We start from the raw sequence: 24,762 nt of genomic DNA, 5'->3' as shown, positions 1-24,762 counted from the left end.
GGCCATGCGCGGCCGCCGGTTGGCGAAATCGGTCTTTCCGTGCTAATTAGGTTGCGTGACGCTTTTTATCAGGTACAGTGTGGGATTTTGCGGCGTCGGGTGGAAGGTTTTGTTTACGCCATGAATAAAACTCACACAGCCATACTTTTGGGGCATGGGTGAATAGCAGGCAGGATCAACAACTTGCGTTCAGGTTGAGCGGTTGGGCAACCAAAAGGAAAAAATCTGTTGATCTCTTGCCAGACTGCCGCAATATAAAAAAAGAGACACGAATTGCCGCGGCACGGCGAGATAAAAGACTTCTTTTTAGAAGAAATAAATTAGGTAAAGGTAAATATGGGTAAAGCTCTCGTAATAGTTGAGTCCCCGGCAAAAGCCAAAACTATTAATAAATATTTAGGAAGTGACTACGTGGTGAAGTCCAGCGTCGGTCATATCCGTGATTTGCCGACCAGTGGCTCAGCCAGCAAAAAGAGCGCTGACTCAACCGAAGACAAAGCCAAGAAAAAAGTTAAAAAAGATGAGAAGGCGGCGCTGGTAAATCGCATGGGCGTCGACCCTTACCACGGCTGGAAAGCGCATTATGAAATCCTGCCGGGTAAAGAAAAAGTGGTCGCCGAGTTAAAATCGCTGGCGGAAAACGCCGACCACATTTATCTCGCAACCGACCTTGACCGCGAAGGGGAAGCCATCGCTTGGCACCTGCGGGAAGTGATCGGTGGGGATGACAAACGCTTTAGCCGCGTGGTGTTTAACGAAATCACCAAAAACGCGATCCAGCAGGCGTTCAAACAGCCGGGCGAGCTGAACATTGACCGCGTCAACGCGCAGCAGGCGCGCCGGTTTATGGACCGCGTGGTGGGCTATATGGTCTCGCCGCTGCTGTGGAAGAAAATCGCCCGCGGCCTGTCCGCCGGCCGCGTGCAGTCGGTGGCGGTGCGCCTGGTGGTTGAGCGCGAGCGCGACATCAAGGCCTTCGTGCCGGAAGAGTACTGGGAGCTGCATGCCGATCTGCTGGCGAAGGGTGAAACCGCGCTGCAGATGGAAGTGACCCACGCGCACGACAAACCGTTCAAACCGGTCAACCGCGAGCAGACTCACGCCGCGGTCAAGCTGTTGGAAAAAGCCCGCTACACGGTGCTCGATCGCGAAGACAAACCGACCAGCAGCAAACCGGGCGCGCCTTTCATTACCTCCACGCTGCAACAGGCCGCCAGTACCCGCCTGAGCTTCGGCGTGAAAAAAACCATGATGATGGCGCAACGGCTGTATGAAGCCGGCCACATCACCTATATGCGTACCGATTCCACCAACCTGAGCCAGGATGCGCTCAACATGGTGCGTGGCTACATCGGCGACAACTTCGGCGACAAATACCTGCCGAAGGCGCCGAATCAGTACAGCAGCAAAGAGAATTCGCAGGAAGCGCACGAAGCGATCCGTCCTTCGGACGTGAACGTGCTCGCCGAGCAGTTGAAGGACATGGAAGCGGACGCGCAGAAGCTGTATCAGCTGATCTGGCGCCAGTTCGTTGCCTGCCAGATGACGCCGGCGCAATACGATTCCACCACGCTGACGGTGAAAGCCGGCGATTATCAGCTGCGCGCCAAGGGCCGTACGCTGCGCTTTGACGGCTGGACCAAGGTGATGCCGGCGCTGCGCAAGGGCGATGAAGATCGCACCCTGCCATACGTCGAAATCGGCAGCGAACTGGATCTGCAGAAACTGATCCCAAGCCAGCACTTCACCAAGCCGCCGGCGCGCTACAGCGAAGCCTCGCTGGTGAAAGAGCTGGAAAAACGCGGCATCGGCCGCCCGTCCACCTACGCCTCCATCATTTCGACCATTCAGGATCGCGGTTATGTGCGGGTGGAAAGCCGCCGCTTTTATGCCGAGAAAATGGGCGAGATCGTCACCGATCGCCTGGAAGAAAACTTCCGCGAGCTGATGAACTATGACTTCACCGCGCGCATGGAAGATGGCCTCGATGAGGTCGCCAACAACCAGGCCGAGTGGAAAGCGGTGCTGGACGAGTTCTTCGTCGACTTCAGCGAACAGCTGGAAACGGCGGAGAAGGATCCGGAAGAAGGCGGCATGCGGCCTAACCAGATGGTGATGACCAGCATCGACTGCCCGACCTGCGGCCGCAAGATGGGTATCCGTACCGCCAGCACCGGCGTGTTCCTCGGCTGTTCCGGCTACGCGCTGCCGCCGAAGGAGCGCTGCAAAACCACCATCAACCTGGTGCCGGAAGCGGAAGTGCTCAACATCCTTGAAGGGGATGAGGCGGAAACCAACGCGCTGCGCGCCCGCCGCCGCTGCAAGAAATGCGGTACGGCGATGGACAGCTATCTGATCGACAACCAGCGCAAGCTGCACGTCTGCGGTAACAACCCGGCGTGTGACGGTTACGAGATCGAAGAGGGCGAGTTCCGTCTGAAAGGCTACGACGGCCCGGTGGTGGAGTGCGACAAGTGCGGCTCGGAAATGCACCTGAAAATGGGGCGTTTCGGCAAGTACATGGGCTGCACCAACGAGAACTGCAAAAACACCCGCAAGATCCTGCGTAACGGCGACGTCGCGCCGCCGAAGGAAGATCCGGTGCCGTTGCCGGAGCTGCCGTGCGAGAAGTCCGACGCCTATTTCGTGCTGCGTGACGGCGCTGCCGGCGTGTTCCTGGCGGCCAACACCTTCCCTAAATCGCGCGAGACCCGCGCGCCGCTGGTGGAAGAGCTGGCTCGCTTCAAGGATCGCCTGCCGGAGAAGCTGCGCTATCTGGCCGATGCGCCGGTGGCGGACGCCGAAGGCAATAAAACGCTGGTGCGTTTCAGCCGCAAAACCAAACAGCAGTACGTCTCTTCTGAAAAAGACGGCAAGGCGACCGGTTGGTCCGCGTTCTACGTGGACGGCAAGTGGGTCGAAGGCAAGAAGTAAGGCCAATGTCCCGCCCGCAAGATGAAAAACCAGCCCTGGCGGCTGGTTTTTTATTGGTGAAAAGGGGGAAACGGATCTATCCTTTGCTGTTTTTACCCCTCCGTCACCGCCGTTTCACGTTGATACCAATGCAAAATAATCGTTATCATAGTGTGACGCGGATCTATACTTGAAGCTGCAACGTGGTATAGTGGTTATATAAAAAGTTTTTTTATTATTAAAGCTTATTAACAACGGCGTTTTCTTCACCATCAGGGTAAAACACGGTGTTTATGGCTTGTGAGTTTCAGCATACCGGGGCGACACCGATATACCTGGCTGCGGGTAAGCCGCAGTGTTTAACCTAGGATGGTATAAGATATGAAATTGCAGCAGCTTCGTTACATTGTGGAAGTGGTTAACCACAACCTGAATGTCTCCTCGACGGCAGAAGGGCTCTATACCTCGCAACCCGGCATCAGTAAGCAGGTGCGCATGCTCGAAGATGAGCTGGGCATCCAGATCTTCGCCCGCAGCGGCAAACACCTGACCCAGGTCACCCCGGCCGGCCAGGAAATCATTCGCATCGCGCGTGAAGTGCTGTCCAAGGTGGATGCCATCAAAGCTGTCGCCGGTGAACATACTTACCCGGACAAAGGCTCGCTGTACGTCGCCACCACGCATACCCAGGCTCGCTACGCCTTGCCCAACGTCATCAAGGGCTTTATCGAGCGTTACCCGCGCGTCTCGCTGCACATGCACCAGGGCTCGCCGACGCAGATCGCCGAAGCGGTCTCCAAAGGCACCGCCGATTTCGCCATCGCCACCGAAGCGCTGCACCTGTACGACGATCTCATCATGCTGCCGTGCTACCACTGGAACCGCGCGGTGGTGGTGAAGCCCGATCATCCTTTGGCGGGCAAAAGCAGCATCAGCATTGAAGAGCTGGCGGCTTACCCGATCGTCACTTACACCTTCGGCTTTACCGGGCGTTCGGAGCTGGATACCGCTTTCAACCGCGCCGGCCTGACGCCGCGCATCGTCTTTACCGCCACCGACGCTGACGTGATCAAAACCTATGTGCGTCTGGGATTGGGGGTGGGGGTGATCGCCAGCATGGCGGTGGATCCGGTGCAGGATCCGGATCTGGTGACGGTGGATGCAAGCGATATCTTCACCTACAGCACCACTAAAATCGGCTTCCGCCGCAGCACTTTCCTGCGCAGCTACATGTACGACTTCATTCAGCGCTTCGCGCCGCACCTGACGCGTGACGTGGTCGACAGCGCGGTGGCGCTGCGTTCCAACGAAGAGATCGAGGCGATGTTCAAGGACATCAAGCTGCCGATTAAGTAATCGTTGACGATATCAAATCAAACCCGGAGAGGCGCCTGCCAAACCGGGTTTTTTTAGCCCGGAAATCCGCACCTTGCTTGTTGATCATCCTGAAAAGTCGCCGTCCTCCAGGAACACTCTCTATCAGGTATCTGACTTTCATATCCTTTGGGATGCGCTGCTAAGGCGTAGCTAACCCCCGCTAAAGCCGCGAGGTCTTCCTCGCCAAAGCGCCGCCTCGTTGCAGCGTTTTCGTTGGCGCGCAGCCTAACCCCTTGGCGGCGTTCGGACTTCCTTTGCGCTGATTGTTCCCACCTATCGTTGTGATCAAATCGTGTTGTTATCAAAACGTTAACTTATCTTTGTGGTATCTTTAAACAAGACCTCAGTGATTACCCTGTTTTATCACAATAAGAAATGGAGGAGCTATGTCGTCCGATCTTCGTGAAACAAGTATGGATAAGCTGGTTGCGCTGAATAGCGAATATTACTATTACAGTCTGCCGCTGGCGGCGAAGCAGCTGGGTGATATCGACCGGTTGCCGAAATCAATGAAAGTGCTGTTGGAGAACCTGCTGCGCCATGTGGATGGCGATACCGTGCAGGTTGACGACCTCAAGGCCATCGTTGCCTGGCTGCAAACCGGCCATGCCGACCGTGAGATAGCCTACCGCCCGGCGCGCGTGCTGATGCAGGATTTTACCGGCGTTCCGGCGGTGGTGGATCTGGCCGCGATGCGCGAAGCGGTGCGGCGGTTGGGGGGCAACGTCGATCAGGTGAACCCGCTGTCGCCGGTGGATCTGGTGATTGACCACTCGGTCACCGTCGATGAATTTGGCGATGACAACGCCTTTGAAGACAACGTGCGTATCGAAATGCAGCGCAACCACGAGCGCTACACCTTCCTGCGCTGGGGGCAGAAAGCCTTCAACCGCTTCCGCGTGGTGCCGCCGGGCACCGGCATCTGTCACCAGGTCAACCTTGAATACCTTGGGCAAACGGTCTGGCACAGCGACGAAAGCGGCCGCCGCGTGGCTTATCCCGATACGCTGGTGGGCACCGACTCCCACACCACCATGATCAACGGCCTCGGCATCCTCGGCTGGGGCGTCGGCGGCATCGAAGCGGAAGCGGCGATGCTGGGTCAGCCGGTGTCAATGCTGATCCCGGACGTGGTCGGCTTCAAGCTGATCGGCAAGCTCCGCGAGGGCATTACCGCCACTGACCTGGTGCTGACCGTCACCCAAATGCTGCGCAAGCACGGCGTTGTCGGCAAGTTCGTCGAGTTTTACGGCGATGGCCTGGCCGATCTGCCGCTGGCGGATCGGGCAACCATCGCCAACATGTCGCCGGAATTTGGCGCCACCTGCGGCTTCTTCCCGGTGGATGACGTTACGCTCGGCTATATGAAGCTCAGCGGCCGCAGCGCAGAACAAATCGCGCTGGTGGAAGCTTACGCCAAGGCGCAGGGCATGTGGCGCAACCCCGGTGATGAACCGGTCTTCACCAGCTCGCTGGCGCTGGACATGTCGACGGTGGAAGCCAGCCTCGCCGGGCCGAAACGCCCGCAGGATCGCGTTGCGCTGCCAAATGTGCCGCAGGCGTTCAAGGCCGCCACCGAGCTGGATATCGGCGGTCAAAAGGCCAAAGCCGACGGCAAAACCTTTACGCTGGACGGGCAGCAGCACGAACTGCGCGACGGCGCGGTGGTGATCGCGGCGATCACCTCCTGCACCAACACCTCCAACCCGAGCGTGATGATGGCGGCCGGCCTGCTGGCGAAAAATGCCGTCAAGAAAGGGCTGCGCAGCAAGCCCTGGGTAAAAACCTCGCTGGCGCCGGGATCCAAAGTGGTGACCGACTACTTCGACAGCGCCAAACTCACCGCCTATCTGGAAGAGCTGGGGTTCAATCTGGTGGGCTATGGCTGCACCACCTGCATCGGTAACTCCGGCCCGCTGCCGGATCCGATCGAGCAGGCGATAAAAGAGGGCGATCTGACCGTGGGCGCGGTGCTGTCGGGCAACCGCAACTTCGAAGGGCGCATCCACCCGCTGGTGAAAACCAACTGGCTGGCCTCGCCGCCGCTGGTGGTGGCTTATGCGCTGGCGGGCAGCATGAAGATTGACCTGACCAAAGAGCCGCTGGGCGAGGGCAACGACGGTCAACCGGTCTATTTGAAGGACATCTGGCCGAGCAGCCAGGACATCGCTCAGGCGGTGGAAGAAGTGCGCACCGAGATGTTCCATAAGGAATATGGCGAAGTGTTCGACGGCGACGCTAACTGGCAGGCGATCCAGGTGACCGGCTCGGCGACCTATCAGTGGCAGGAGGATTCTACCTATATTCGTCATCCGCCGTTCTTCAGCACCATGAAGGTGACGCCAGATCCGGTGCAGGACATCAAAGACGCGCGCATTCTGGCGATTCTGGCCGACTCGGTGACCACCGACCACATCTCGCCGGCGGGCAACATCAAGCGCGACAGCCCGGCGGGGCGTTACCTGAGCGAGCATGGCGTGGCGCCGCAGGATTTCAACTCTTACGGCTCGCGCCGCGGCAACCACGAAGTGATGATGCGCGGCACCTTCGCCAATATCCGCATTCGCAACGAAATGGTGCCGGGCGTGGAAGGGGGCTATACCCGCCATATCCCGTCGCAGCAGCAGCTGTCTATCTACGACGCCGCCATGCAGTATCAGCAGGAAAAGGTGCCGCTGGCGGTGATCGCCGGTAAAGAATACGGTTCCGGATCCAGCCGCGACTGGGCGGCGAAGGGGCCGCGCCTGCTGGGCGTGCGGGTGGTGATCGCCGAATCCTTCGAGCGCATTCACCGCTCCAATCTGATCGGCATGGGGATTTTGCCGCTGGAGTTCCCGCAAGGGGTGACGCGCAAAACCCTGGGGCTGACCGGGGATGAGCAGATCAGCGTCGGCGGCCTGCAGCAGCTGCAGCCGGGCCAGACGGTGCCGGTGCATATCACCTATGCCGACGGGCGCAAGGAAGTGATCGACACCCGTTGCCGCATCGATACCGGCAATGAGCTGACCTACTACGAAAACGACGGCATCCTGCATTATGTGATCAGGAAAATGCTGTAATTAAGCAATAAAAAGGGCGCCGCAAGGCGCCCTGATTGTTTCCGCCGCGGCGGCGATCACTTCTGGTCGAGCAAATGGCCCATTTTGGCGGCCTTGGTCGCCAGATAGTGTTCGTTCTTCGGGTTACGGCCGACGATCAGCGGCACGCGCTCGCTGATGTTGATGCCGGCTTCGGTCAGGATCTCGACCTTTTTCGGGTTGTTGGTCAGCAAGCGCACCGCGTCGACGCCCAGCAGTTTGAACATGTCGGCGCACAGGGTGAAGTCGCGCTCGTCGGCGGCGAAGCCGAGCTGGTGGTTGGCTTCCACGGTGTCTGCGCCCTTATCCTGCAGGGCATAGGCGCGGATCTTGTTCAACAGGCCGATATTGCGGCCCTCCTGGCGATGATAAAGCAGAATGCCGCGGCCTTCTTCGGCGATTTGCTCCAGCGCGGCTTCCAGCTGAAAACCGCAGTCGCAGCGCAGGCTGAACAGGGCATCGCCGGTAAGACATTCGGAATGCACGCGCGCGAGCACCGGCGCTTCGCCGGAAATATCACCGAATACCAGCGCCAGATGGTCATGCCCGGTCGCCAGTTCTTCGAATCCTACCATCAGGAAATCGCCCCAAGGTGTCGGCAGTTTAGCCTCTGCCACCCGTTTAAGCTGCATGTCACTCTCCACAAAAACCTACGATTCAATCATTGTCGCGCATCCTAAGTCCGGTTCGGTAAATTGACCAAGACTAAAACGTGCTGCGCCGATCTCTATTTCGTTAATTATCGGCTATTTTGCCACAACTTCTTGCCGGGCGGTGCTCAGCAAACCAGCAGATGGCGTTTTCCGGCTACCTATTATTGCGATAGGTTGCCTATCTGTTTAATTTTTCGCGTGTTATCAAGATTACACTCTTGTTACACTGCAGTCTGATTCACGCAGAGGAAAACGGGAATGTATGAGATAGCAAAACGCACGGCGGGCGGCGCGCTGCTGCTGCTGTTGATGCCGCTGGCGGTCTGGGTATCCGGCTGGCACTGGCAGCCCGGCGGCAATGATCGGCTGCTGAAAGCGCTGTACTGGGTGACCGAAACCGTGACCTCGCCGTGGGGCATTTTGACCAGCGCTATCCTTTGCGGTTGGTTTTTGTGGTGTCTGCGCTTTCGGCTCAAGGCGGCCATCGGTCTGGCGATCCTGCTTTCCGCCGCGTTGGTGATTGGGCAGGGGATCAAGTCGCTGATCAAGGATCGGGTGCAAGAACCGCGGCCGTTTGTGGTATGGCTGGAGCAAAACCACGGCGTGGACGGCAAATACTTCTATTCGCTGCATCGCAAAGAGCGCAGCGCGCTGGTGCGCGAGCAATTGCAGGATCAGACCCTGGTGCCGAACTGGCTGCGCAAGCACTGGCAGTTTGAAACCGGCTTCGCTTTCCCGTCGGGGCATACGATGTTCGCCGCCACCTGGGCGCTGTTGGGCGTAGGGCTGCTGTGGCCGCGCCGCCATTATAAAACCGTCGCGCTGCTGATGGTGTGGGCAACGGGGGTGATGGGCAGCCGTTTGCTGCTGGGCATGCACTGGCCACGCGATCTGGCGATGGCCACGCTGATCAGTTGGCTGTTGGTGGTGGTCACCTGCTGGCTGGCGCAGCGCTGGTTTGGCCCGCTGACGCCGCCGCCGCAAGAGCAGCAGGAAATCGCGGCGCGCAAGCCGGAATAAGCATTCTTCTCGCAGGCGCCCGTCAGGCGCCTGCCACCAACACCTTTACTCCCACCTTCTCAAAGGCCTGTATGGCGGTATTGCTGATACCGTCGTCGGTGATCAAATAGTCGATATGCTGCCAGTCACAGGGCAATGCGAACATCGACACCTTATCGATTTTGCTGGAGTCGGCAACCACATACACCGTGTTGGCTGCGTTGATCATCGCCGTTTTCAGTTTGATGTCGGTCTCGCTTGGGAAACTGAGGCCGTGGCGGGGTGAGATGCAGGCCGTTGCGAGGAACAGTTTCTGGGCCAGAACGTTCTCGAAGAAGCCGGCGGCTTTGTCCCCCGAAGTGGAAAGCGTCGGAAATTTGAACGAGCCGCCGGTCAGCAAAATGTTCACGCCCGGTTCGCCGCCCAGCTGCAGCGCGATATTGACGCCGGTGGTGATAACGGACAGTTTCTTGATGTGGCTCAGGTGATTGGCGATAGCCGTGGTGGTGGTGCCCGAATCAAGAATGATGGTGTCGCCCGGTTCGATAAAACCGGCGGCGAGCTTGCCGATGCGATCCTTGGCGGTCAGGTTGACCTGGCGTTCCAACAGCATGGCATGGGTGTTTTGCTTGCCATCGACCAGGGTTGCGCCGCCGTGGAAACGCTGCACATAACCTTGTTGCTGCAGGATCCGCAGGTCGGTGCGAATGGTCGCTTCGGTCAGCTTGAAGGTATCGGTCAGCATTTTGACCGTCGCCGAGCCGTCTTCGCGGATCATGTCGAGGATCTTTTCGCGCCGTTGCTGCATTTCCGCCAGCTGTTCGCTTTTGCTTTTCAATCGAAAGACTCCTGCACCTGTCAGTTCCCGCCGGGCGGTTTGCCACGGCAACTCCTTATTGATGCGCTGAATTTTAGCTCGCGATTATTGATAAAGCTATGGATAAACCCGGTCAATCCCTATTGATTTTTATTCGAAAGTCTATGGTATCAGCGAAAGTCACCGGGTAAAACGAATTTTAAGTTATTTGAATGCTTGCATTTCATTGTTATTCATTGCTTTTTGTGAATTGTGATTCCGCCTGCTGCGTGCTTTTTCTTGAAATTTGATCTTGCCCACATTAATTATCGTTTTTGCTACATATGATTTCCATTCGAAAACCAAAGGCGGGTTAGCGGATCGTTTTAGAGGCGATAACGATAATCAACGTGCTCAAACAGAGGTGACGATGGACTTCCAGGCGATTAAAAACACGGCGCGCCAGGCGCGCCGATATGTGGTGACCATGAACCATAAGGCAGGCAAGGGCCATACCGGCGCCGATCTGTCGGAAATCGACATCATCTGCACCTTGTATATGGCGGTGATGGATCGCGGCAATGCCCGGCCCGATCAGGATCGGTTCATTTTGTCTAAAGGGCACGGCGCCGGCGGTTTTTACTGCAGCTGCGCGGCGATGGGCCTGCTCGATCCGGCGGTGCTCGATCAGTTCATGGGCGACGACACCTTGCTGGCCGGGCATCCGGTGCGGCAGAAGCTGCCGGAGCTGGTGGAGATCAACTCCGGCGGTTTGGGGCATGGCCTGCCGATCGCCGTGGGGCTGGCGCTGGGCAACAAACTGGCCGGGCGCGCACATCGCCGCGCGTTCGTGCTGCTGGGCGACGGCGAGCTGGCGGAGGGATCCAACTGGGAGGCGGCGATGGCGGCCAGCAAATTCAAGTTGGATAACCTGATTGCCATCGTCGATCGCAACCGGCTGCAGCTGGCGGGCAAGACAGAGGCCATCATGCCGCTAGAGCCGCTGGCGGAAAAATGGCGCGCTTTCGGTTTCGAAACCCTGGAGTGCGACGGGCACGATCCGGCGGCGCTGGTGGCGGCGATCCAACGCCCGAGCCAGGACAAGCCGCGGGTGATTTTGGCCAATACCGAAAAGGGGCACGGCGTGTCGTTTATGGCTAACGTTGCCGCCTGGCATCACGCGGTACCGGACGAACAACAGCTGGCGCAGGCGCTGGCGGAACTGGAGGGGTGAACATGCAGGACTTACGCGATGCCGTGGTGACGGCGTTGATCGAAGAGCAGCTGGCGGGGGCAGATCTGAGCGTGATGGTGGCGGACTCCACGTCCACGTCGAAAATCGCGCCCTTTGAGCAGGCTTATCCGGAGCGAGTGGTGAACGTCGGCATCGCCGAACAAAATATGGTGGGCATGGCCGCCGGCATGGCGCTCAGCGGCCGTACGGTCTTTACCGCCAACGCCGCGCCTTTCCTGTTCGCCCGTTCTAACGAGCAGATGAAAAACGATGTTTGCTACACGGAAACCAACGTGAAAATGCTCGGCCTGAATGCCGGATTCGGCTATGGGCCGCTGGGGGCGACGCACCATTGCATGAACGATATCGCCATCGCCCGCACGCTGGGCAATCTCAGCGTCTATGCGCCGGCGGATGCGCGACAAGCGGCAGAGATTGTCCGTTATGTCATCGCGCAACCCGGCCCGGCCTATATCCGTATGGACAGCGACAAGCTGCCGGTGCTGAACGCGAGCTATCACTTCCGCCCCGGAGAGCCGGAGGTGCTGCATCAAGGCTCTGACAGCCTGGTGTTTTGCCTGGGGACGGTGGCGCATGAGGCGATGAAGGTGCTGGAATTGGGCGATAACCCGACCATCGTCTCGCTGCCTTCGCTCTGGCCACTCAATGAGGCGGCGGTAGTGGCGTTGATACGTTCGCACCGCCGGGTGCTGACCATGGAGGAGCACGCCCTCAGCGGTGGCCTGGGCACCATCATCGGTGAGCTGTTGCTGCGGCATCAGCTGCCGCGGCCGTTTACCGCGCTGGGCGTGCCGGCTTATGAATTTACCCACAGCAGCAGCCGGGCGGCGCTGCGGCGGCAATACGCCATCGACGCCGCAGGGTTGCATGCTCAGTTAACGCCATAGGGGGAATGCGATGGAGCGGAACGAATACGACGTTAATTTACGCTACGGTGTCGATAGCCGGATGTCGCTGGCAGGGAAAGTGGCGGTGATCACCGGCGGTCTGGGCGGCATCGCGATGGCTGCCAATCGCCTGCTGCTGGAAAAGGGCGCGCGCCTGGTATTGATGTATCCGGCCTTTGAACAGGACAAGGCCGCGGCGGCGCTGCGGGAGTTGGGGGAAGAACAGGTGTTCTGCCAGGTGTGCGACGTGACCGATTCCGATTCGGTGGCCGCCGCCTTCAACGCGGCTCAATCTCGCTTTGGCCGGCTCGATATCCTGGTCAACTGCGCCGGCTACGTCAATCTGCAACCGGCGACGGAAGTGACGCTCGAGGAGTGGCAGCGCCACTTGGCGGTCAACCTCACCGGTCCTTTTTTGTGCTCGCAGGAACTGGCGCGCCGTGCGATAGCCGCCGGCCACGGCGGGAAAATCATCAACATCGCGTCGCAGGCGGCCTCCATCGCCATTGACGATCACTGCGCTTACACCTCCGCCAAGGCGGGGCTGCTGGGCATGACCAAGGTGATGGCCAAAGAGTGGGCGCCGCACGGCATCACCGTCAACACGTTATCGCCCACCGTAGTGCTGACGCCTATGGGAGAGAAGGCCTGGCGCGGCGAGAAGGGCGAGGCGATGAAAAAGCTGATCCCGCTGGGGCGTTTTGCTTATACCGACGAAATTGCGGCGGCGATCCTGTTTTTTGCCAGCAACGGCAGCGACATGATCACCGGCGCGGACCTGATGATCGACGGCGGTTTTACCATTTGGTAAGCGGCAACCGCAGCGATCGCCAACACCAGACGATGTTCAACACAACGATAAGAGAACACCATCATGAGAAAAATAGCCACTTACCTTACCCTGCTCACCGGTTTTGCCTGCACCTCTGCCATGGCGGCGGAAAAAGGCACGATCGCCATTCTCGTCAACTCGCTGGACAACCCTTATTACGCCGCGGAAGCCAAGGGGGCCGAGGCCAAAGCCAAGTCGCTCGGCTACCAGACGCTGGTGCTGTCGCACGGTGAAGACGTTAAGCGCCAGGGGGAGCTGATCAGCCTGGTTATCGGCCGCAAGGTTCAGGGCATCATTTTGGATAACGCCGATTCTCAGGCCAGCGTCGCCGCCGTGCAGCAGGCGAAAAACGCCGCTATTCCGGTGGTACTGATCAACCGCGAGATCCCGGTCGATGGCGTGGCGTTGGCGCAGATCACTCATAACAACTTCCAGGCCGGCTCGGACGTCGCCAACCAGTTTGTAGAAAAAATGGGGGAAACCGGCAAATACGCCGAGCTGACCTGCAACCTGGCGGACAATAACTGCGTCACGCGCTCGCAGTCGTTCCACAACGTGATCGACCAATACCCTGAGATGGTCAGCGTGGCGCGTCAGGATGCCAAGGGCAATCTGCTGGAAGGGAAACGCATCATGGACAGCATTCTGCAGGCGCATCCGGACATCAAAGGCGTGATCTGCGGCAACGGCCCGGTGGCGCTGGGCGCAGTGGCGGCGCTGAAGGCCGCCGGCCGGCAGGATGTCACCGTGGTGGGCATCGACGGCAGCAACGATGAACGCGACGCCATTCTCAACGGCAGCCTCTACGCCAGCGTGATGTTGCAGGCGCAGGCGATCGCCGCGCAGGGCGTTGAAATCCTCGACGGTTATTTCCAATCCGGCAGCTATACCGGCAAGGAGCGCGTGATGTTCCGCGGCATCCTGATCGGCAAAGACAATGCGCAACGGGTCAGTGACTTCAACTTCAAACCGTAATCCGCGCTGAGCGGCGTCTTTCACCACCCCGTCCCGGCGGCGGGGTGCGATCGGAGGTGTTGTTATGTCGATGCGCATTGCGCTGGCCGTCACCGTCGTCCTGGCGTTGAGCGGTTGCCGTATCGTTTCGGAGAAAAAGCTGGCGGAGCTTCGCTCCCCGGTGAATCCGCATGTGGCGCAGGCGGCGGAAATTTACCGCAGCCAAATCGCTCCGCAAGCGGTCAAAACGGCGCAGCCGCTGGGCGAGCTGCTCGCCCGGATCGCCCAGGCCAAGGATTTTGACAGCGCCTGCGATCTGCTGGGGTACCGCGCTCAACCGGAGTTCCCTTGTTATTTCAACGTTAAGGTCAGCGGTGAAGTCGTGGCGGTCAACACCCGTTCGCGCAGCGGAAAATTAACGCTCAAGCTGACCGATGCACCGCTCAGCAGCGTGGAGGTGCAGATCGGGCCGGTTTATCGCGGTACGGCATTGCGCGACAGCTATCGCGGGCTGAGCTACGGCGATTTCAATGACCAAGCGCTGTTCGGCGATTTTGCCAGGGCGATTAATCAGGCTTCGATCGACGAACTGGCCGGATCCCCGCCCAAGGTGGGTGACCACATTACCGTGTACGGCGTATTCAGCAGCTGGCAGGCGCCTGCCGAGCCGCTGTTGATCACGCCGGTACGCATTCAACCTTAAGGGGGCGTGATGAGCGATCCGGTCATTATTCAAACGCGCAACGTTTCGCGTCTCTATCCTGGCGTCACGGCATTGGATAGCGTGAGTTATCAAGTGTTTCGCAATCAGGTCAACGTGCTGATCGGCGAAAACGGCGCCGGCAAGTCGACCATGATGAAGCTGCTGGCGGGGGTGGAAACCCCGTCCTCCGGCACCATCGAGCTGGAGGGTAAAGCGGTGACGCTAACTTCCACGCAGCAGGCGGAGCGGCTCGGGATCAGCATTATTTTCCAGGAGCTGAACCTGTTCCCCAACCTGTCGGTGATGGACAACATTTTTATGGCCAACGAGTTCTTCCAGCGTGGCCGCATCAATGTGGACTATCAATATCAGCTTGCCAAATCCTTGCTGCAGCGGCTGGAGTTGGACATCGATCCGCATACGCCGTTGGGCAGTCTCGGCATCGGACATCAGCAGTTGGTGGAAATTGCTCGCGCCTTGGCGAAGGACACCCGGGTGCTGATCATGGATGAGCCGACGTCGGCGCTGAGCCAGGCTGAAGTGCGCACGCTGTTTCGGGTGATCGCCGATCTGAAAAAACGCGGCGTCACCATTATCTACATTTCTCACCGTCTGGAAGAGCTGATGGAGATTGGCGATCGCATCACGGTGTTTCGCGATGGGCGTTTTGTTGCCGCCGAGCCGGTCTGCAACGTCAGCATTCCGTGGATCATCGAAAAGATGGTCGGGGAAAAGAGCAAGCACTTTGATTATTGCGCGGCAGAGCAAGGGGATGAAGTGCTGAAGGTTGAGCAGTTGACGCTGCCGCGTGAAAACGGCGGCTATTGCCTTAACGACGTCAGTTTTTCACTGCGCAAAGGGGAGGTGATCGGCATTTATGGCCTGTTGGGCGCCGGCCGCACCGAACTGTTCAAGGTGATCAACGGCGTGATGCGCCAGACGGCAGGCCGCATTCTGCTCAACGGCAAAAGCGTGGAGCGGTTGGGGTTTCGTCAGCGCATGGCGTTGGGCATGGCGCTGGTGCCGGAAGACAGGCAGGCGGAGGGCTTGGTGCAGATGATGTCGATCAAGGCCAACATGACGCTGGCCAGCCTGGGGCGCAACGCGCTGCGGCCGTTGGCGTCGGCCGGGGAGTGTGCGTTGGTCGACGGCATGATCGAAAAACTGGCGATCAAGGTGAGTGACCGGGAGCTGCCAATCACCAGCCTGAGCGGCGGCAATCAGCAGAAAGTGGTGTTGGGCAAGGCGCTGCTGACCGGGCCGCAGGTAGTGTTTCTCGATGAGCCGACGCGCGGAATCGACGTCGGCGCCAAAACGGACGTTTATCACCTGATTGGCGCGATGGCACGTCAGGGGCTGGCGGTGATGTTCTCTTCGTCGGAGCTGGATGAGGTGGTCTCACTGGCCGACCGGGTGATGGTGATGGCGGACGGGAAACTGACGGCCGATCTGCCGCGCGAACGGGCCGATCGCGAAACGCTGATCCGCGCCTCAACCCCACACGCATAAGGATAAGGCAATGCAAACCAAGTATCGGTTGTATATGTATTTGCTGCAGGCGCGCACCTTCATCGCCCTGTTGCTGGTGGTGCTGTTCTTCAGCGGCATGGTGCCGAATTTTCTGACCGTCTCCAATCTGCTGATCATGACGCAGCACGTGGCGATTACCGGGCTGCTGGCGGTTGGCATGACGCTGGTGATCCTCACCGGCGGCATCGATTTGTCGGTCGGCGCGGTGGCGGGCCTGTGCGGGATGATCGCCGGTGCGCTGTTGACCGTCGGTATCCCGCTGTGGGATGGCAACCGGCTGTTTCTCAACGTTTTCGAAGTGATCGGCGCGGTGGCGCTGTTGGGCGTGTTGTTGGGTTTGATCAACGGCACGTTGATCACGCGGCTCGGCGTTGCGCCGTTCATCTGCACCCTGGGCGCAATGTACGTGGCGCGCGGAGCGGCGTTGTTGACGGCGGACGGCAAAACCTATCCCAATCTGGTGGGCATGGAAGCGCTGGGCAACACCGGTTTTGCGGCCCTGGGGTCCGGCACCTTTCTCGGGATTTACAACCCGATTTGGCTGATGTTGGCCATCGTGTTGTTGGGGATCTATCTCACCAAGAAAACGCCGCTGGGCCGTTATATCTATGCGATTGGCGGCAATGAGCCGGCGGCGCGGCTGTCGGGGGTGCCGATCGTCAAAGTGAAAATGTTCGTCTATGCCTTCTCCGGGCTGTGTGCGGCGCTGGTGGGGCTGGTCATCGCTTCTCAGTTGCAAACCGCGCACCCGATGACCGGCAATATGTTCGAGATGGACGCCATCGGCGCGACGGTGCTGGGCGGTACGGCGCTCAGCGGTGGCCGCGGCAGGGTATTCGGTTCGATCATCGGCGCCTTTGTGATCGTTTTTCTGGCGGACGGTCTGGTGATGATGGGCGTCAGCGAGTTCTGGCAAATGGTGATTAAAGGGCTGGTGATCGTTACCGCCGTGGTGATTGACCAGTTCCAGCAGCGTTTGCAGAGCAAGGTCATTTTGATGCAGCGTCAGGAGAAAAAAGCGGTGCAGCCGCTGGCTGAGGTGAGCCATGGTTAAAGCGGATTGCATTGTCGCGTTGGACGAAGGCACCAGCAACGCCAAGGCCGTGGTGGTGGATGCGCAGGGGGCGATCGTCGCCAGAGCCAGCAGGCCGTTGACGCTGCAGACGCCGCAGCCCGGTTGGGTGGAACAGCGGGGCGAGACCTTGCTGGCAGCTTCTCTGGCGGTGCTACGGGAAGCGATTGCGTTGGCCGGCGCATCCCGTATTGCCGGTATCGCCATCAGCAACCAGCGTGAAACCGCCATCGGTTGGCGGCGTTCCGACGGCCAGCCGATCGGGCCGGCCCTAACCTGGCAATGCGCGCGCGCCGCCGATTTCTGTGAACGGCTGCGGCACGATCGGCAGGCCGAAGTGGTGCGTCGCGCCACCGGCCTGCCGCTTTCACCGCTGTTCTCGGCGGCGAAAATGCGCTGGTTGCTCGATCGCTGCGAAGGGGGGCAACGGATGGCGGAGAACGGGGAAATCTGCCTTGGCACTATCGATGCCTGGCTGCTGTGGCAGTTGAGCGGAGGACAGGCATTCGGCTGCGATACCTCCAATGCCGCTCGCACCCAGCTGTTGAACCTTGCCTCCGGCGATTGGGACGAGCGGATGCTGGCGCTGTTCAACATTCCCCGCCAGGCGCTGCCGACGATCTCCCCCTCCAGCCATGTGTTCGGCGCGACGTTGGGATTGGAAGGCATTGCCGACGGCATTCCGATTGGCGCGATGGTCGGTGATTCGCATGCGGCGCTGTACGGCCATGCGCTCGGCCAGGCGGGGCAGGTTAAGGCCACCTATGGCACCGGTTCATCGGTGATGGCGCCGATCGCCGAAGCGCAATGCGACACGAGCGCTCTGGCAACGACCGTGGCCTGGCACGATGGCGAGCGTATGCAGTATGCGCTGGAGGGCAATATTCCCCACACCGGCGACGCCATTGCCTGGATGCTGGATATCACCGCCATGCCGGCGGGGGACGAGACGCCGTTAAGTGAACTGCCTGTTTGCGTGGCCGACAGCGGTGGCGTCTATTTTGTGCCGGCACTGACCGGGGTCGGCGCACCCTGGTGGGATGAGCAGGCGCGCGGCGTGATCTGCGGCCTCAGCCGCGGCACGCGGCGGGAACATTTGGTGCGGGCCGCATTTGAGTCGGTGGCTTATCAAATCGCCGATGTGATCGGCGTATTGCGGCAACAGCCGGGTTTTGCATTGCAGGGGTTAATGGCCGATGGCGGCCCCAGCCGCAATGACTGGCTGATGCAGTTTCAGGCCGATCTGCTGGGTTGCCCGGTGTGGCGCAGCAACACGGCGGAACTCTCGGCGCTGGGGGCGGCGCTGATGGCGATGCGCAGCCTGTGGGGGACTACCGATCGGCAACTGGCGGCATTGTTGCCCCAACATGATGAATTTAAACCCGATATGCAGCGCCACCGGCAGCTGCAGGAAAACTACAGCGCCTGGCGGCAGGCGGTGCAACGCACCTTGTGGCGGCCGCAGGCGAGCTCATTGATGACAGGAGAACAACCATGAATCGTGATTTCACGGGGAAAACCGTGGTGATTACCGGCGCATGCCGCGGCATTGGGGCCGGCATCGCCGAGCGCTTCGCCCGTTTGGGCGCCAATCTGGTGATTGCATCGAATGCGGAACGCATTCTGACCACGGCGGAAACGCTGCGCCAGCGTTATAGTGTGGATATTCTGCCGGTGATCCTCGACGTCACCGATGAGGCGCAGGTGGTTGATTTTTATCGTCAGGCTTGGGAGCGATTCGGCGCGATCGACGTTTCCATTCAAAACGCCGGGGTGATCACTATCGATCGTTTTGACCAGATGCCCAAAAGCGATTTTGAGAAAGTGTTGGCGGTAAATACCACGGCAGTGTGGCTCTGCTGCCGGGAAGCGGCAAAATATATGGTCGGCCAGCGCCAGGGGCGGCTGATCAACACCTCTTCCGGTCAGGGGCGTAACGGATTCATTTACACACCGCATTACGCCGCCAGCAAAATGGGCGTGATCGGCATTACGCAAAGTTTAGCGCTCGAGCTGGCACCGTATGGCATTACCGTCAATGCATTCTGCCCCGGCATCATTGAAAGCGAGATGTGGGAATATAACGACCGCGTTTGGGGAGAAATTCTCAGTGGGCCGGAAAAAACCTACGGCAAAGGGGAGTTGATGGCCGAGTGGGTGGCGGGCATTCCGCTCAAGCGCGCCGGTCAGCCCGAGGACGTGGCGGGTCTCGTGGCCTTTCTTGCCTCGGACGATGCCGACTACATCACCGGCCAAACCATCAATGTGGACGGCGGGTTAATCATGTCATGACGTGACTGTGTCACAAAAACGCGGCGTCGGAACGGCGCCGCATTAACCGCTTACATTTTCCCGCCATTGCAATCCGCGCCGTCGCCCCCATATCCTTATAAATTCGACGTTTTGAGAAGCTTTCTCATCAATTTGTTCGCTAAGGCCGTTTACTGCCGAATATGCCAGCAGATATGTGGTTTTATCGTGCCGCAGGGTTTCCCTGCCGCAGTGGGAAATGCTAACTTAAGGGTTAGGGACGCCACGTTTTGGCATCGTTCATCCGATTCACTCGGCATCGCGGGAAAGAATGTGAAATATTTGCTGATTTTTTTGTTGGTTCTGGTGATCTTCGTGATTTCCGTCACCTTGGGTGCGCATAACGATCAGGTGGTCAATTTCAACTATCTGGTTGCGCAGGGTGACTATCGCGTATCGACCCTGTTGGCCACGCTGTTTGGCGCCGGTTTTGTTCTCGGCTGGATCATTTGCGGCCTGTTCTACCTGCGCACGCGCATTGCGTTGGGCCGCGCCGAGCGCAAGATCAAAAGGCTGGAGCTGCAGCTTGAGCAGCCCGCTGAACCGGCGGCTCAGCCCGTTGTCAGCAAGGAATAATCCTCTATGTTAGAACTGCTGTTTCTGTTGCTGCCCGTGGCTGCCGCGTACGGTTGGTACATGGGGCGCAGAAGCGCTCAGCAGGATAAACAGCAAGAAGCCAACCGCCTGTCGCGTGAATACGTGGCAGGGGTGAACTTTCTGCTTTCCAACCAGCAGGACAAGGCGGTCGATCTGTTCCTCGACATGTTGAAGGAGGACAGCAACACCGTTGAAGCCCACCTGACGCTGGGTAACCTGTTCCGTTCGCGCGGCGAAGTCGACCGCGCCATCCGCATCCACCAGGCCTTGATGGAAAGCGCCTCCCTGACCTTTGAACAGCGCCTGCTGGCGGTACAGCAGCTGGGCCGCGACTATATGGCGGCCGGGCTGTACGATCGCGCGGAAGACATGTTCAGCCAGTTGACTGACGAAGCGGATTTTCGCGTATCGGCGCTGCAGCAACTGCTGGTGATCCATCAGGCCACCAGCGATTGGCAAAAAGCGATCGACGTGGCGGAAAAGCTGGTCAAGCTGGGTAAAGAGAAACAGCGCGTCGAGATCGCGCACTTCTATTGCGAACTGGCGCTTCAGGCGATGGGCAGCGACGATCTCGATCGGGCGATGAGCCTGCTCAAACGTGCGGACGCAGCCGATAAACAGTGTGCGCGCGTATCCATCATGTTCGGGCGCATCTACATGGCGCAAAACGACTACGCCAAAGCGGCAGAGTCGCTGCAACGCGTGCTGAGCCAGGATAAAGAGTTGGTCAGCGAAACGCTGCCGATGCTGCAGGAATGCTACACGCATCTGCCGGAGCAACAGCACAGCTGGGTTGAATTCCTGAAACGCTGCGTGGAAGAGAACACCGGCGCCACCGCCGATCTGATGCTGGCCGAGATAATCGAACAGCACGAAGGGCGCGACGTGGTGCAGGTCTATATCAACCGCCAGCTGCAGCGCCATCCGACCATGCGCGTGTTTTACCGGCTGATGGATTATCACCTGGCGGACGCCGAAGACGGCCGGGCGAAAGAGAGCCTGCTGCTGTTGCGCGATATGGTCGGCGAGCAAATTCGCACCAAGCCGCGTTACCGCTGCCACAAATGCGGCTTCACCGCGCACTCGCTCTATTGGCATTGCCCGTCGTGCCGAGCCTGGTCATCGGTCAAACCGATCCGCGGTCTGGACGGGCAATAACGCGGCGGCGGGGCAAAACAAAACGGGGCGATTATCGCCCCGTTTTTTCGTTTGCCGCTTACTTTTTCTTGCCGCCTTTGGCGCCGGTTTTCAACAGCTGGCGCAGTTTCTTCAGTTCTTTCTGGCTCAGCGGCTGTTCAACCTCTTCTTCGGTGCTTTGATTGTCGATCTCGCCGTGGTGCAGCTCATCCGCCTTTTTGGCCGGCTTTTCTGCCTTGGCGGCGGGCGCGTTGAAGCTGTTTGCCAGGCGCTGGCATACTTCCACGCTCAACGAAAATTCGTTTTCAGCGGCGGCGGCGCGGATTTTTTCCTTCAGTTCCAGAGGAATTTTGATGGTAAGTGTCGATATCTCGCTCATTTTGAAAGCCTTTCTGCAGGAAGATGCCTTCAAGCTAAGCCACTGGCGATCGGGTGTCTAGTGTGTAATAAAAATTTAATATTTTTGTAACAAAGAAGGGTAAGGCAAACGCGGGTTTTTTAGGCGAGAAACAGAGGCAGGGCCCGAGCGTGCGGGCCCTGTACCGGAAACATTATTTATAGATGATCGCGGTGCCGCTCAGCATGTTGTTACCGCCGGCGGAGATGATGCGGTAGCTGCCGGCGCCTTGGGCATCGGCTTTAGCGGCCAGTTTTTTCTCCAGGCTGCTGAGGGTGGTCGCATGGCCCGCGGAAACGATGCCGCTGGCGGTCAGGCTGTCAGCCTGTTGGCTGTTGACCGGCTCAGCGGCAAAGGTAGCGAAAGAGGTCAGTGCGATAGCGGCAGCGGCTGCAAAATATTTGATGGTTTTCATAGGTGACTCCAGTCTTTTTATTTAGGAAGGAAGCCATTCGCTTCCGATGTGGTGAATAATAAAGCATCTGGGCCGTTTGAAAATCTGATAATGCTGAGCAAGTTGTTCAAAATGTTTGATTGATAATTTACGCATCTTTACGACGTTTTACGCTGCGTGGTTTATCGCTGACGCGCTTTCGTTGACGCGCCATGACAAAGGTGAGAGGTAACATGACAGAGCGGCGGTACGCGCTGCGGCTGGGATTTCTGGCCCCCGGCATGTAGAATGCGGCGGTCAGTTTCGCGGGTGAGTACCTGATTATGTCCATTTTACAGAAGGTAGAAGAAATGAAGTCTGAAAATAACACTAATAACAATGACTTAAAATCATCTCCAATCGTTGTGGCGTTAGATTACGCCGATAAGAACGCTGCGCTGGCGTTCGCCGACCGTATCGATCCGCAAGACTGCCGGCTGAAAGTGGGCAAAGAAATGTTCACGCTGTTTGGGCCGCAGCTGGTGCGCGATCTGCACGGGCGCGGTTTCGACGTGTTTCTCGACCTGAAATTCCACGATATTCCCAATACCACCGCGCATGCGGTTGCGGCGGCGGCCGAGCTGGGCGTTTGGATGGTCAACGTCCATGCCAGCGGCGGCGCGCGCATGATGACCGCCGCTAAAGAAGCGCTGCTGCCTTACGGAGCGGATGCGCCGCTGCTGATCGCCGTGACGGTGCTCACCAGCATGGAAGCGGAAGACCTGCGCGGCATTGGCATCGAGGCCAGCCCGGCGGAACACGCCGAGCGCCTGGCGCGCCTGGCCCGCGACTGCGGGCTGGACGGCGTGGTCTGTTCGGCACACGAAGCGCAGCGCCTGAAGGCCGCCTGCGGGCAGGCTTTCCAGCTGGTTACGCCGGGGATCCGCCCTGAAGGCAGCGCGGCGGGCGATCAGCGCCGTATCATGACGCCGGTGCAGGCGCAGGCCGCCGGCGTGGACTACATGGTGATTGGGCGTCCGATCACCCAATCTGCGGATCCGGCCGCGACGCTGCGCGCGATCCGCGCCTCTTTGGCCTGAGGAAGCAATGATGAATGACGATAACAGCCGCCTGGTGTATTCCACGGACACCGGCCGCATCAAGCAGGAAGACGTTAAACCGCAACGCGCCAAGGGCGACGGCATCGTGCGCATCCAGCGTCAGACCAGCGGCCGCAAGGGGAAGGGGGTATGCCTGATCGCCGGCGTCGATCTGGATGATGCCGCGCTCGACAAACTGGCGGCCGAGCTGAAAAAGAAATGCGGTTGCGGCGGTTCGGTGAAAGACGGGATTATCGAGATCCAGGGCGATAAACGCGATCTGCTCAAACAGCTGCTGGAAGCCAAAGGCATGAAGGTCAAACTGGCGGGCGGTTGAGGTGAATCGCCATGCCGCGGTGCAATACTGCGGCATGGCTTGAGGTTGTTGCTGCCGGGGGTTAGCCCGTTAACGGCAAAAGAACCATAGACTTAAAGTAAAACAGACCTGAAATCATCGTTATTCTGGTTAATACGTCAAAGCGCCGAGGCGCTTTTGCCAGCCTGTCGGCCGAGGTCTCTCGGTCAGGTTATTTGCCAACCTGGTGACCGATGATGCCCCCTACCGCAGCCCCACCCAGCGTGCCCAGCGCGCTGCCGTCTGTCAGCACTGCGCCGCCGACTGCACCGGCGCCGGCGCCGATAGCGGTGTTGCGATCGCGTTTGGACATGTTGGAACAGGCGCTGAGTGAAAACGCCAGAGTCAGTGCCAGCGCGGCGGTGGCGAAACGTTTATTGATAATCATCATAATGACTTCTCCTTAGCATTGGCTATATGGAAGTGCCCTATAAGTATAGGCGTTAACCATAAATCAGGCCTGCCGTTGATTCCCGTACAGTATCGATATAAAAAAATGGCATTTTTTGTTAACGGCCGAATAATTAGCAAGTTACGGCCCAAAAGTCGCCGAAACTGAGTATAGGTTTCTCGGGAAGGATAAACAGGTAAATAGTCTTAAAATCCCGCTGCGCAAGGGGAAGGCGCGCGGTGTAGCCCGCGCGGTGCGGCGGTGACCTGCGTTATTCGTTGACCAGCTCCACCTGTACGCCCTGACGTTTCAGCTGATGCTGATACTCCAGCGCCAAGCGCGAATCGGTGATCACACGACTGATCTGGCCGGTCTGCGCCAGCGGGTTGGGCTGGATCTGGCCGAATTTGCTCGAGTCCGTCAGCACAATATTCTCCACGCCCTTGGCCAGCACCGCGCTGACCACGTCGGCGCGCATCATGTCGCGGCCGGTAAAGCCGGTTTCGGCCTGAAAGCCGTCAATGCCGATAAACGCCTTGTTGAAATGCACCTGCTGAATGCACAGCCGCGTAAGCGGGCCGACCACTGTCTCGCTTTTCTTCTGGTACATGCCGCCCAGCACAATCACGTCGCAGTCGGTTTCTTTCAGCAGGTTGGCGATGTAGTGGCTGACAGTGATCAGCGTAATGCGCTTGCGCTCGGCGATGTAGCGCGCCAGCAGGGCATTGGCGCTGCCGCTCTCGATGAAGATCGTCTCGCCGTCGTTGACCTGCGCGGCGGCATATTGCGCCAACCGTTGTTTGAGGGTGAAATTGGACATCATGCGGGCGTCGACGTCGTCGCTCTCCAGCGCCACGGCGGAACCGTGTACCCGCTTCAGATAACTGCGCTTTTCCAGCAGGTTGAGATCCTGCCGGATGGTGACTTCCGAGACGCCCGAGGCGCGCGCCAGCTCATTGACGCTGATCCGCCGGCGATCGTTAACCAACTGCAATATGGTCTGTTGTCGTAAATTCATATCGGCCTGATGATGCGGCCGCCAAGGTGCGGCCGC

At 58.9% G+C, this 24,762-nt stretch carries 23 protein-coding genes; 17 read left to right on the top strand and 6 right to left on the bottom strand.

Annotated features, from left to right (window positions below):
* The first annotated feature begins 336 nt into the window (after positions 1 to 336).
* The 3 genes from topA to acnA all read left to right on the top strand — a co-directional run bounded on the left by topA (position 337) and on the right by acnA (position 7,349).
* Positions 337 to 2,934, top strand: coding sequence for a type I DNA topoisomerase (gene topA / locus ACJ8IN_RS00140; RefSeq protein ID WP_033647571.1), 2,598 nt, complete (start codon positions 337 to 339; stop codon positions 2,932 to 2,934).
* Positions 2,935 to 3,294: 360 nt separating this feature from the next.
* A complete protein-coding gene (gene cysB / locus ACJ8IN_RS00135) occupies positions 3,295 to 4,269 on the top strand; it encodes an HTH-type transcriptional regulator CysB (RefSeq protein ID WP_033634747.1) in 975 nt (324 codons plus the stop codon).
* 407 nt (positions 4,270 to 4,676) lie between these two features.
* Entirely contained in the window at positions 4,677 to 7,349 is a 2,673-nt protein-coding gene (gene acnA, locus ACJ8IN_RS00130; protein ID WP_308325772.1) for an aconitate hydratase AcnA, read from the top strand.
* A 56-nt stretch (positions 7,350 to 7,405) separates the two neighbouring features.
* Here the strand turns inward: acnA and ribA are convergent, their stop codons facing one another.
* On the bottom strand, positions 7,406 to 7,999 hold the full coding sequence (ribA, locus tag ACJ8IN_RS00125) for a GTP cyclohydrolase II (protein WP_019452695.1): 594 nt from the start codon (positions 7,997 to 7,999) through the stop codon (positions 7,406 to 7,408).
* 279 nt (positions 8,000 to 8,278) lie between these two features.
* On the opposite strand from ribA, the gene pgpB reads away from it, so the two are divergent.
* Entirely contained in the window at positions 8,279 to 9,040 is a 762-nt protein-coding gene (gene pgpB / locus ACJ8IN_RS00120) for a phosphatidylglycerophosphatase B (RefSeq protein ID WP_033647569.1), read from the top strand.
* A 22-nt stretch (positions 9,041 to 9,062) separates the two neighbouring features.
* Here the strand turns inward: pgpB and ACJ8IN_RS00115 are convergent, their stop codons facing one another.
* Positions 9,063 to 9,857 (bottom strand): DeoR/GlpR family DNA-binding transcription regulator, encoded by a 795-nt coding sequence (locus ACJ8IN_RS00115; RefSeq protein ID WP_060421018.1) that lies wholly within the window; start codon positions 9,855 to 9,857, stop codon positions 9,063 to 9,065.
* A 388-nt stretch (positions 9,858 to 10,245) separates the two neighbouring features.
* Between ACJ8IN_RS00115 and ACJ8IN_RS00110 the strand changes: the two genes are divergently transcribed.
* From ACJ8IN_RS00110 to lapB, 11 genes are all read left to right on the top strand, one after another.
* Positions 10,246 to 11,049 (top strand): transketolase, encoded by an 804-nt coding sequence (locus ACJ8IN_RS00110; protein WP_033634732.1) that lies wholly within the window; start codon positions 10,246 to 10,248, stop codon positions 11,047 to 11,049.
* Positions 11,050 to 11,051: 2 nt separating this feature from the next.
* Positions 11,052 to 11,957, top strand: coding sequence for a transketolase family protein (locus ACJ8IN_RS00105; protein WP_060418851.1), 906 nt, complete (start codon positions 11,052 to 11,054; stop codon positions 11,955 to 11,957).
* Between the two features lie 10 nt (positions 11,958 to 11,967).
* A complete protein-coding gene (locus ACJ8IN_RS00100; RefSeq protein WP_060428145.1) occupies positions 11,968 to 12,768 on the top strand; it encodes a GolD/DthD family dehydrogenase in 801 nt (266 codons plus the stop codon).
* A 63-nt stretch (positions 12,769 to 12,831) separates the two neighbouring features.
* On the top strand, positions 12,832 to 13,764 hold the full coding sequence (locus ACJ8IN_RS00095; RefSeq protein WP_033634729.1) for a D-ribose ABC transporter substrate-binding protein: 933 nt from the start codon (positions 12,832 to 12,834) through the stop codon (positions 13,762 to 13,764).
* Positions 13,765 to 13,828: 64 nt separating this feature from the next.
* A complete protein-coding gene (locus tag ACJ8IN_RS00090) occupies positions 13,829 to 14,446 on the top strand; it encodes a DUF2291 family protein (RefSeq protein ID WP_043147550.1) in 618 nt (205 codons plus the stop codon).
* A gap of 9 nt (positions 14,447 to 14,455) precedes the next feature.
* Entirely contained in the window at positions 14,456 to 15,955 is a 1,500-nt protein-coding gene (locus ACJ8IN_RS00085; RefSeq protein WP_033647561.1) for a sugar ABC transporter ATP-binding protein, read from the top strand.
* A gap of 10 nt (positions 15,956 to 15,965) precedes the next feature.
* Positions 15,966 to 17,030 (top strand): ABC transporter permease, encoded by a 1,065-nt coding sequence (locus tag ACJ8IN_RS00080; protein ID WP_047567194.1) that lies wholly within the window; start codon positions 15,966 to 15,968, stop codon positions 17,028 to 17,030.
* Positions 17,023 to 18,546, top strand: coding sequence for an FGGY family carbohydrate kinase (locus ACJ8IN_RS00075; RefSeq protein ID WP_308325771.1), 1,524 nt, complete (start codon positions 17,023 to 17,025; stop codon positions 18,544 to 18,546). Before ACJ8IN_RS00080 ends, ACJ8IN_RS00075 begins: the two co-directional genes overlap by 8 nt.
* The gene (locus ACJ8IN_RS00070) at positions 18,543 to 19,340 is read left to right on the top strand and encodes an SDR family oxidoreductase (protein ID WP_308325770.1); all 798 of its coding nucleotides are present in this window, start codon (positions 18,543 to 18,545) and stop codon (positions 19,338 to 19,340) included. Before ACJ8IN_RS00075 ends, ACJ8IN_RS00070 begins: the two co-directional genes overlap by 4 nt.
* A 291-nt stretch (positions 19,341 to 19,631) precedes the next feature.
* Positions 19,632 to 19,934: a LapA family protein gene (locus tag ACJ8IN_RS00065; RefSeq protein WP_004930650.1), complete on the top strand. Its 303-nt coding sequence runs from the start codon at positions 19,632 to 19,634 to the stop codon at positions 19,932 to 19,934.
* A 6-nt stretch (positions 19,935 to 19,940) separates the two neighbouring features.
* Positions 19,941 to 21,113 carry a lipopolysaccharide assembly protein LapB gene (lapB, locus tag ACJ8IN_RS00060; protein WP_033634721.1) on the top strand — a complete coding sequence of 391 codons (1,173 nt, stop codon included), beginning with the start codon at positions 19,941 to 19,943 and terminating at the stop codon, positions 21,111 to 21,113.
* Positions 21,114 to 21,171: 58 nt separating this feature from the next.
* Here the strand turns inward: lapB and ACJ8IN_RS00055 are convergent, their stop codons facing one another.
* Together ACJ8IN_RS00055 and bhsA are read right to left on the bottom strand one after the other, a co-directional pair.
* The gene (locus ACJ8IN_RS00055; RefSeq protein WP_060421002.1) at positions 21,172 to 21,471 is read right to left on the bottom strand and encodes an Arc family DNA-binding protein; all 300 of its coding nucleotides are present in this window, start codon (positions 21,469 to 21,471) and stop codon (positions 21,172 to 21,174) included.
* Positions 21,472 to 21,643: 172 nt separating this feature from the next.
* Entirely contained in the window at positions 21,644 to 21,904 is a 261-nt protein-coding gene (gene bhsA, locus ACJ8IN_RS00050) for a multiple stress resistance protein BhsA (protein WP_060420999.1), read from the bottom strand.
* 329 nt (positions 21,905 to 22,233) lie between these two features.
* Between bhsA and pyrF the strand changes: the two genes are divergently transcribed.
* On the top strand, positions 22,234 to 22,962 hold the full coding sequence (gene pyrF, locus ACJ8IN_RS00045) for an orotidine-5'-phosphate decarboxylase (protein WP_049232982.1): 729 nt from the start codon (positions 22,234 to 22,236) through the stop codon (positions 22,960 to 22,962).
* A gap of 10 nt (positions 22,963 to 22,972) precedes the next feature.
* Complete coding sequence (gene yciH / locus ACJ8IN_RS00040) at positions 22,973 to 23,299, top strand: stress response translation initiation inhibitor YciH (protein ID WP_033647552.1); 327 nt, start codon at positions 22,973 to 22,975, stop codon at positions 23,297 to 23,299.
* Between the two features lie 190 nt (positions 23,300 to 23,489).
* On the opposite strand, the gene osmB is transcribed toward yciH, so the two are convergent.
* Together osmB and ACJ8IN_RS00030 are read right to left on the bottom strand one after the other, a co-directional pair.
* A complete protein-coding gene (gene osmB, locus ACJ8IN_RS00035; RefSeq protein ID WP_004945176.1) occupies positions 23,490 to 23,708 on the bottom strand; it encodes an osmotically-inducible lipoprotein OsmB in 219 nt (72 codons plus the stop codon).
* Positions 23,709 to 23,979: 271 nt separating this feature from the next.
* Positions 23,980 to 24,726: a DeoR/GlpR family DNA-binding transcription regulator gene (locus tag ACJ8IN_RS00030; RefSeq protein ID WP_033647550.1), complete on the bottom strand. Its 747-nt coding sequence runs from the start codon at positions 24,724 to 24,726 to the stop codon at positions 23,980 to 23,982.
* Positions 24,727 to 24,762 lie beyond the last annotated feature (36 nt).

The organism is Serratia sp. CY31944 (assembly GCF_052169175.1).
GTDB lineage: Bacteria > Pseudomonadota > Gammaproteobacteria > Enterobacterales > Enterobacteriaceae > Serratia > Serratia sarumanii.
This window is presented reverse-complemented; position numbering and strand designations above follow the sequence as displayed.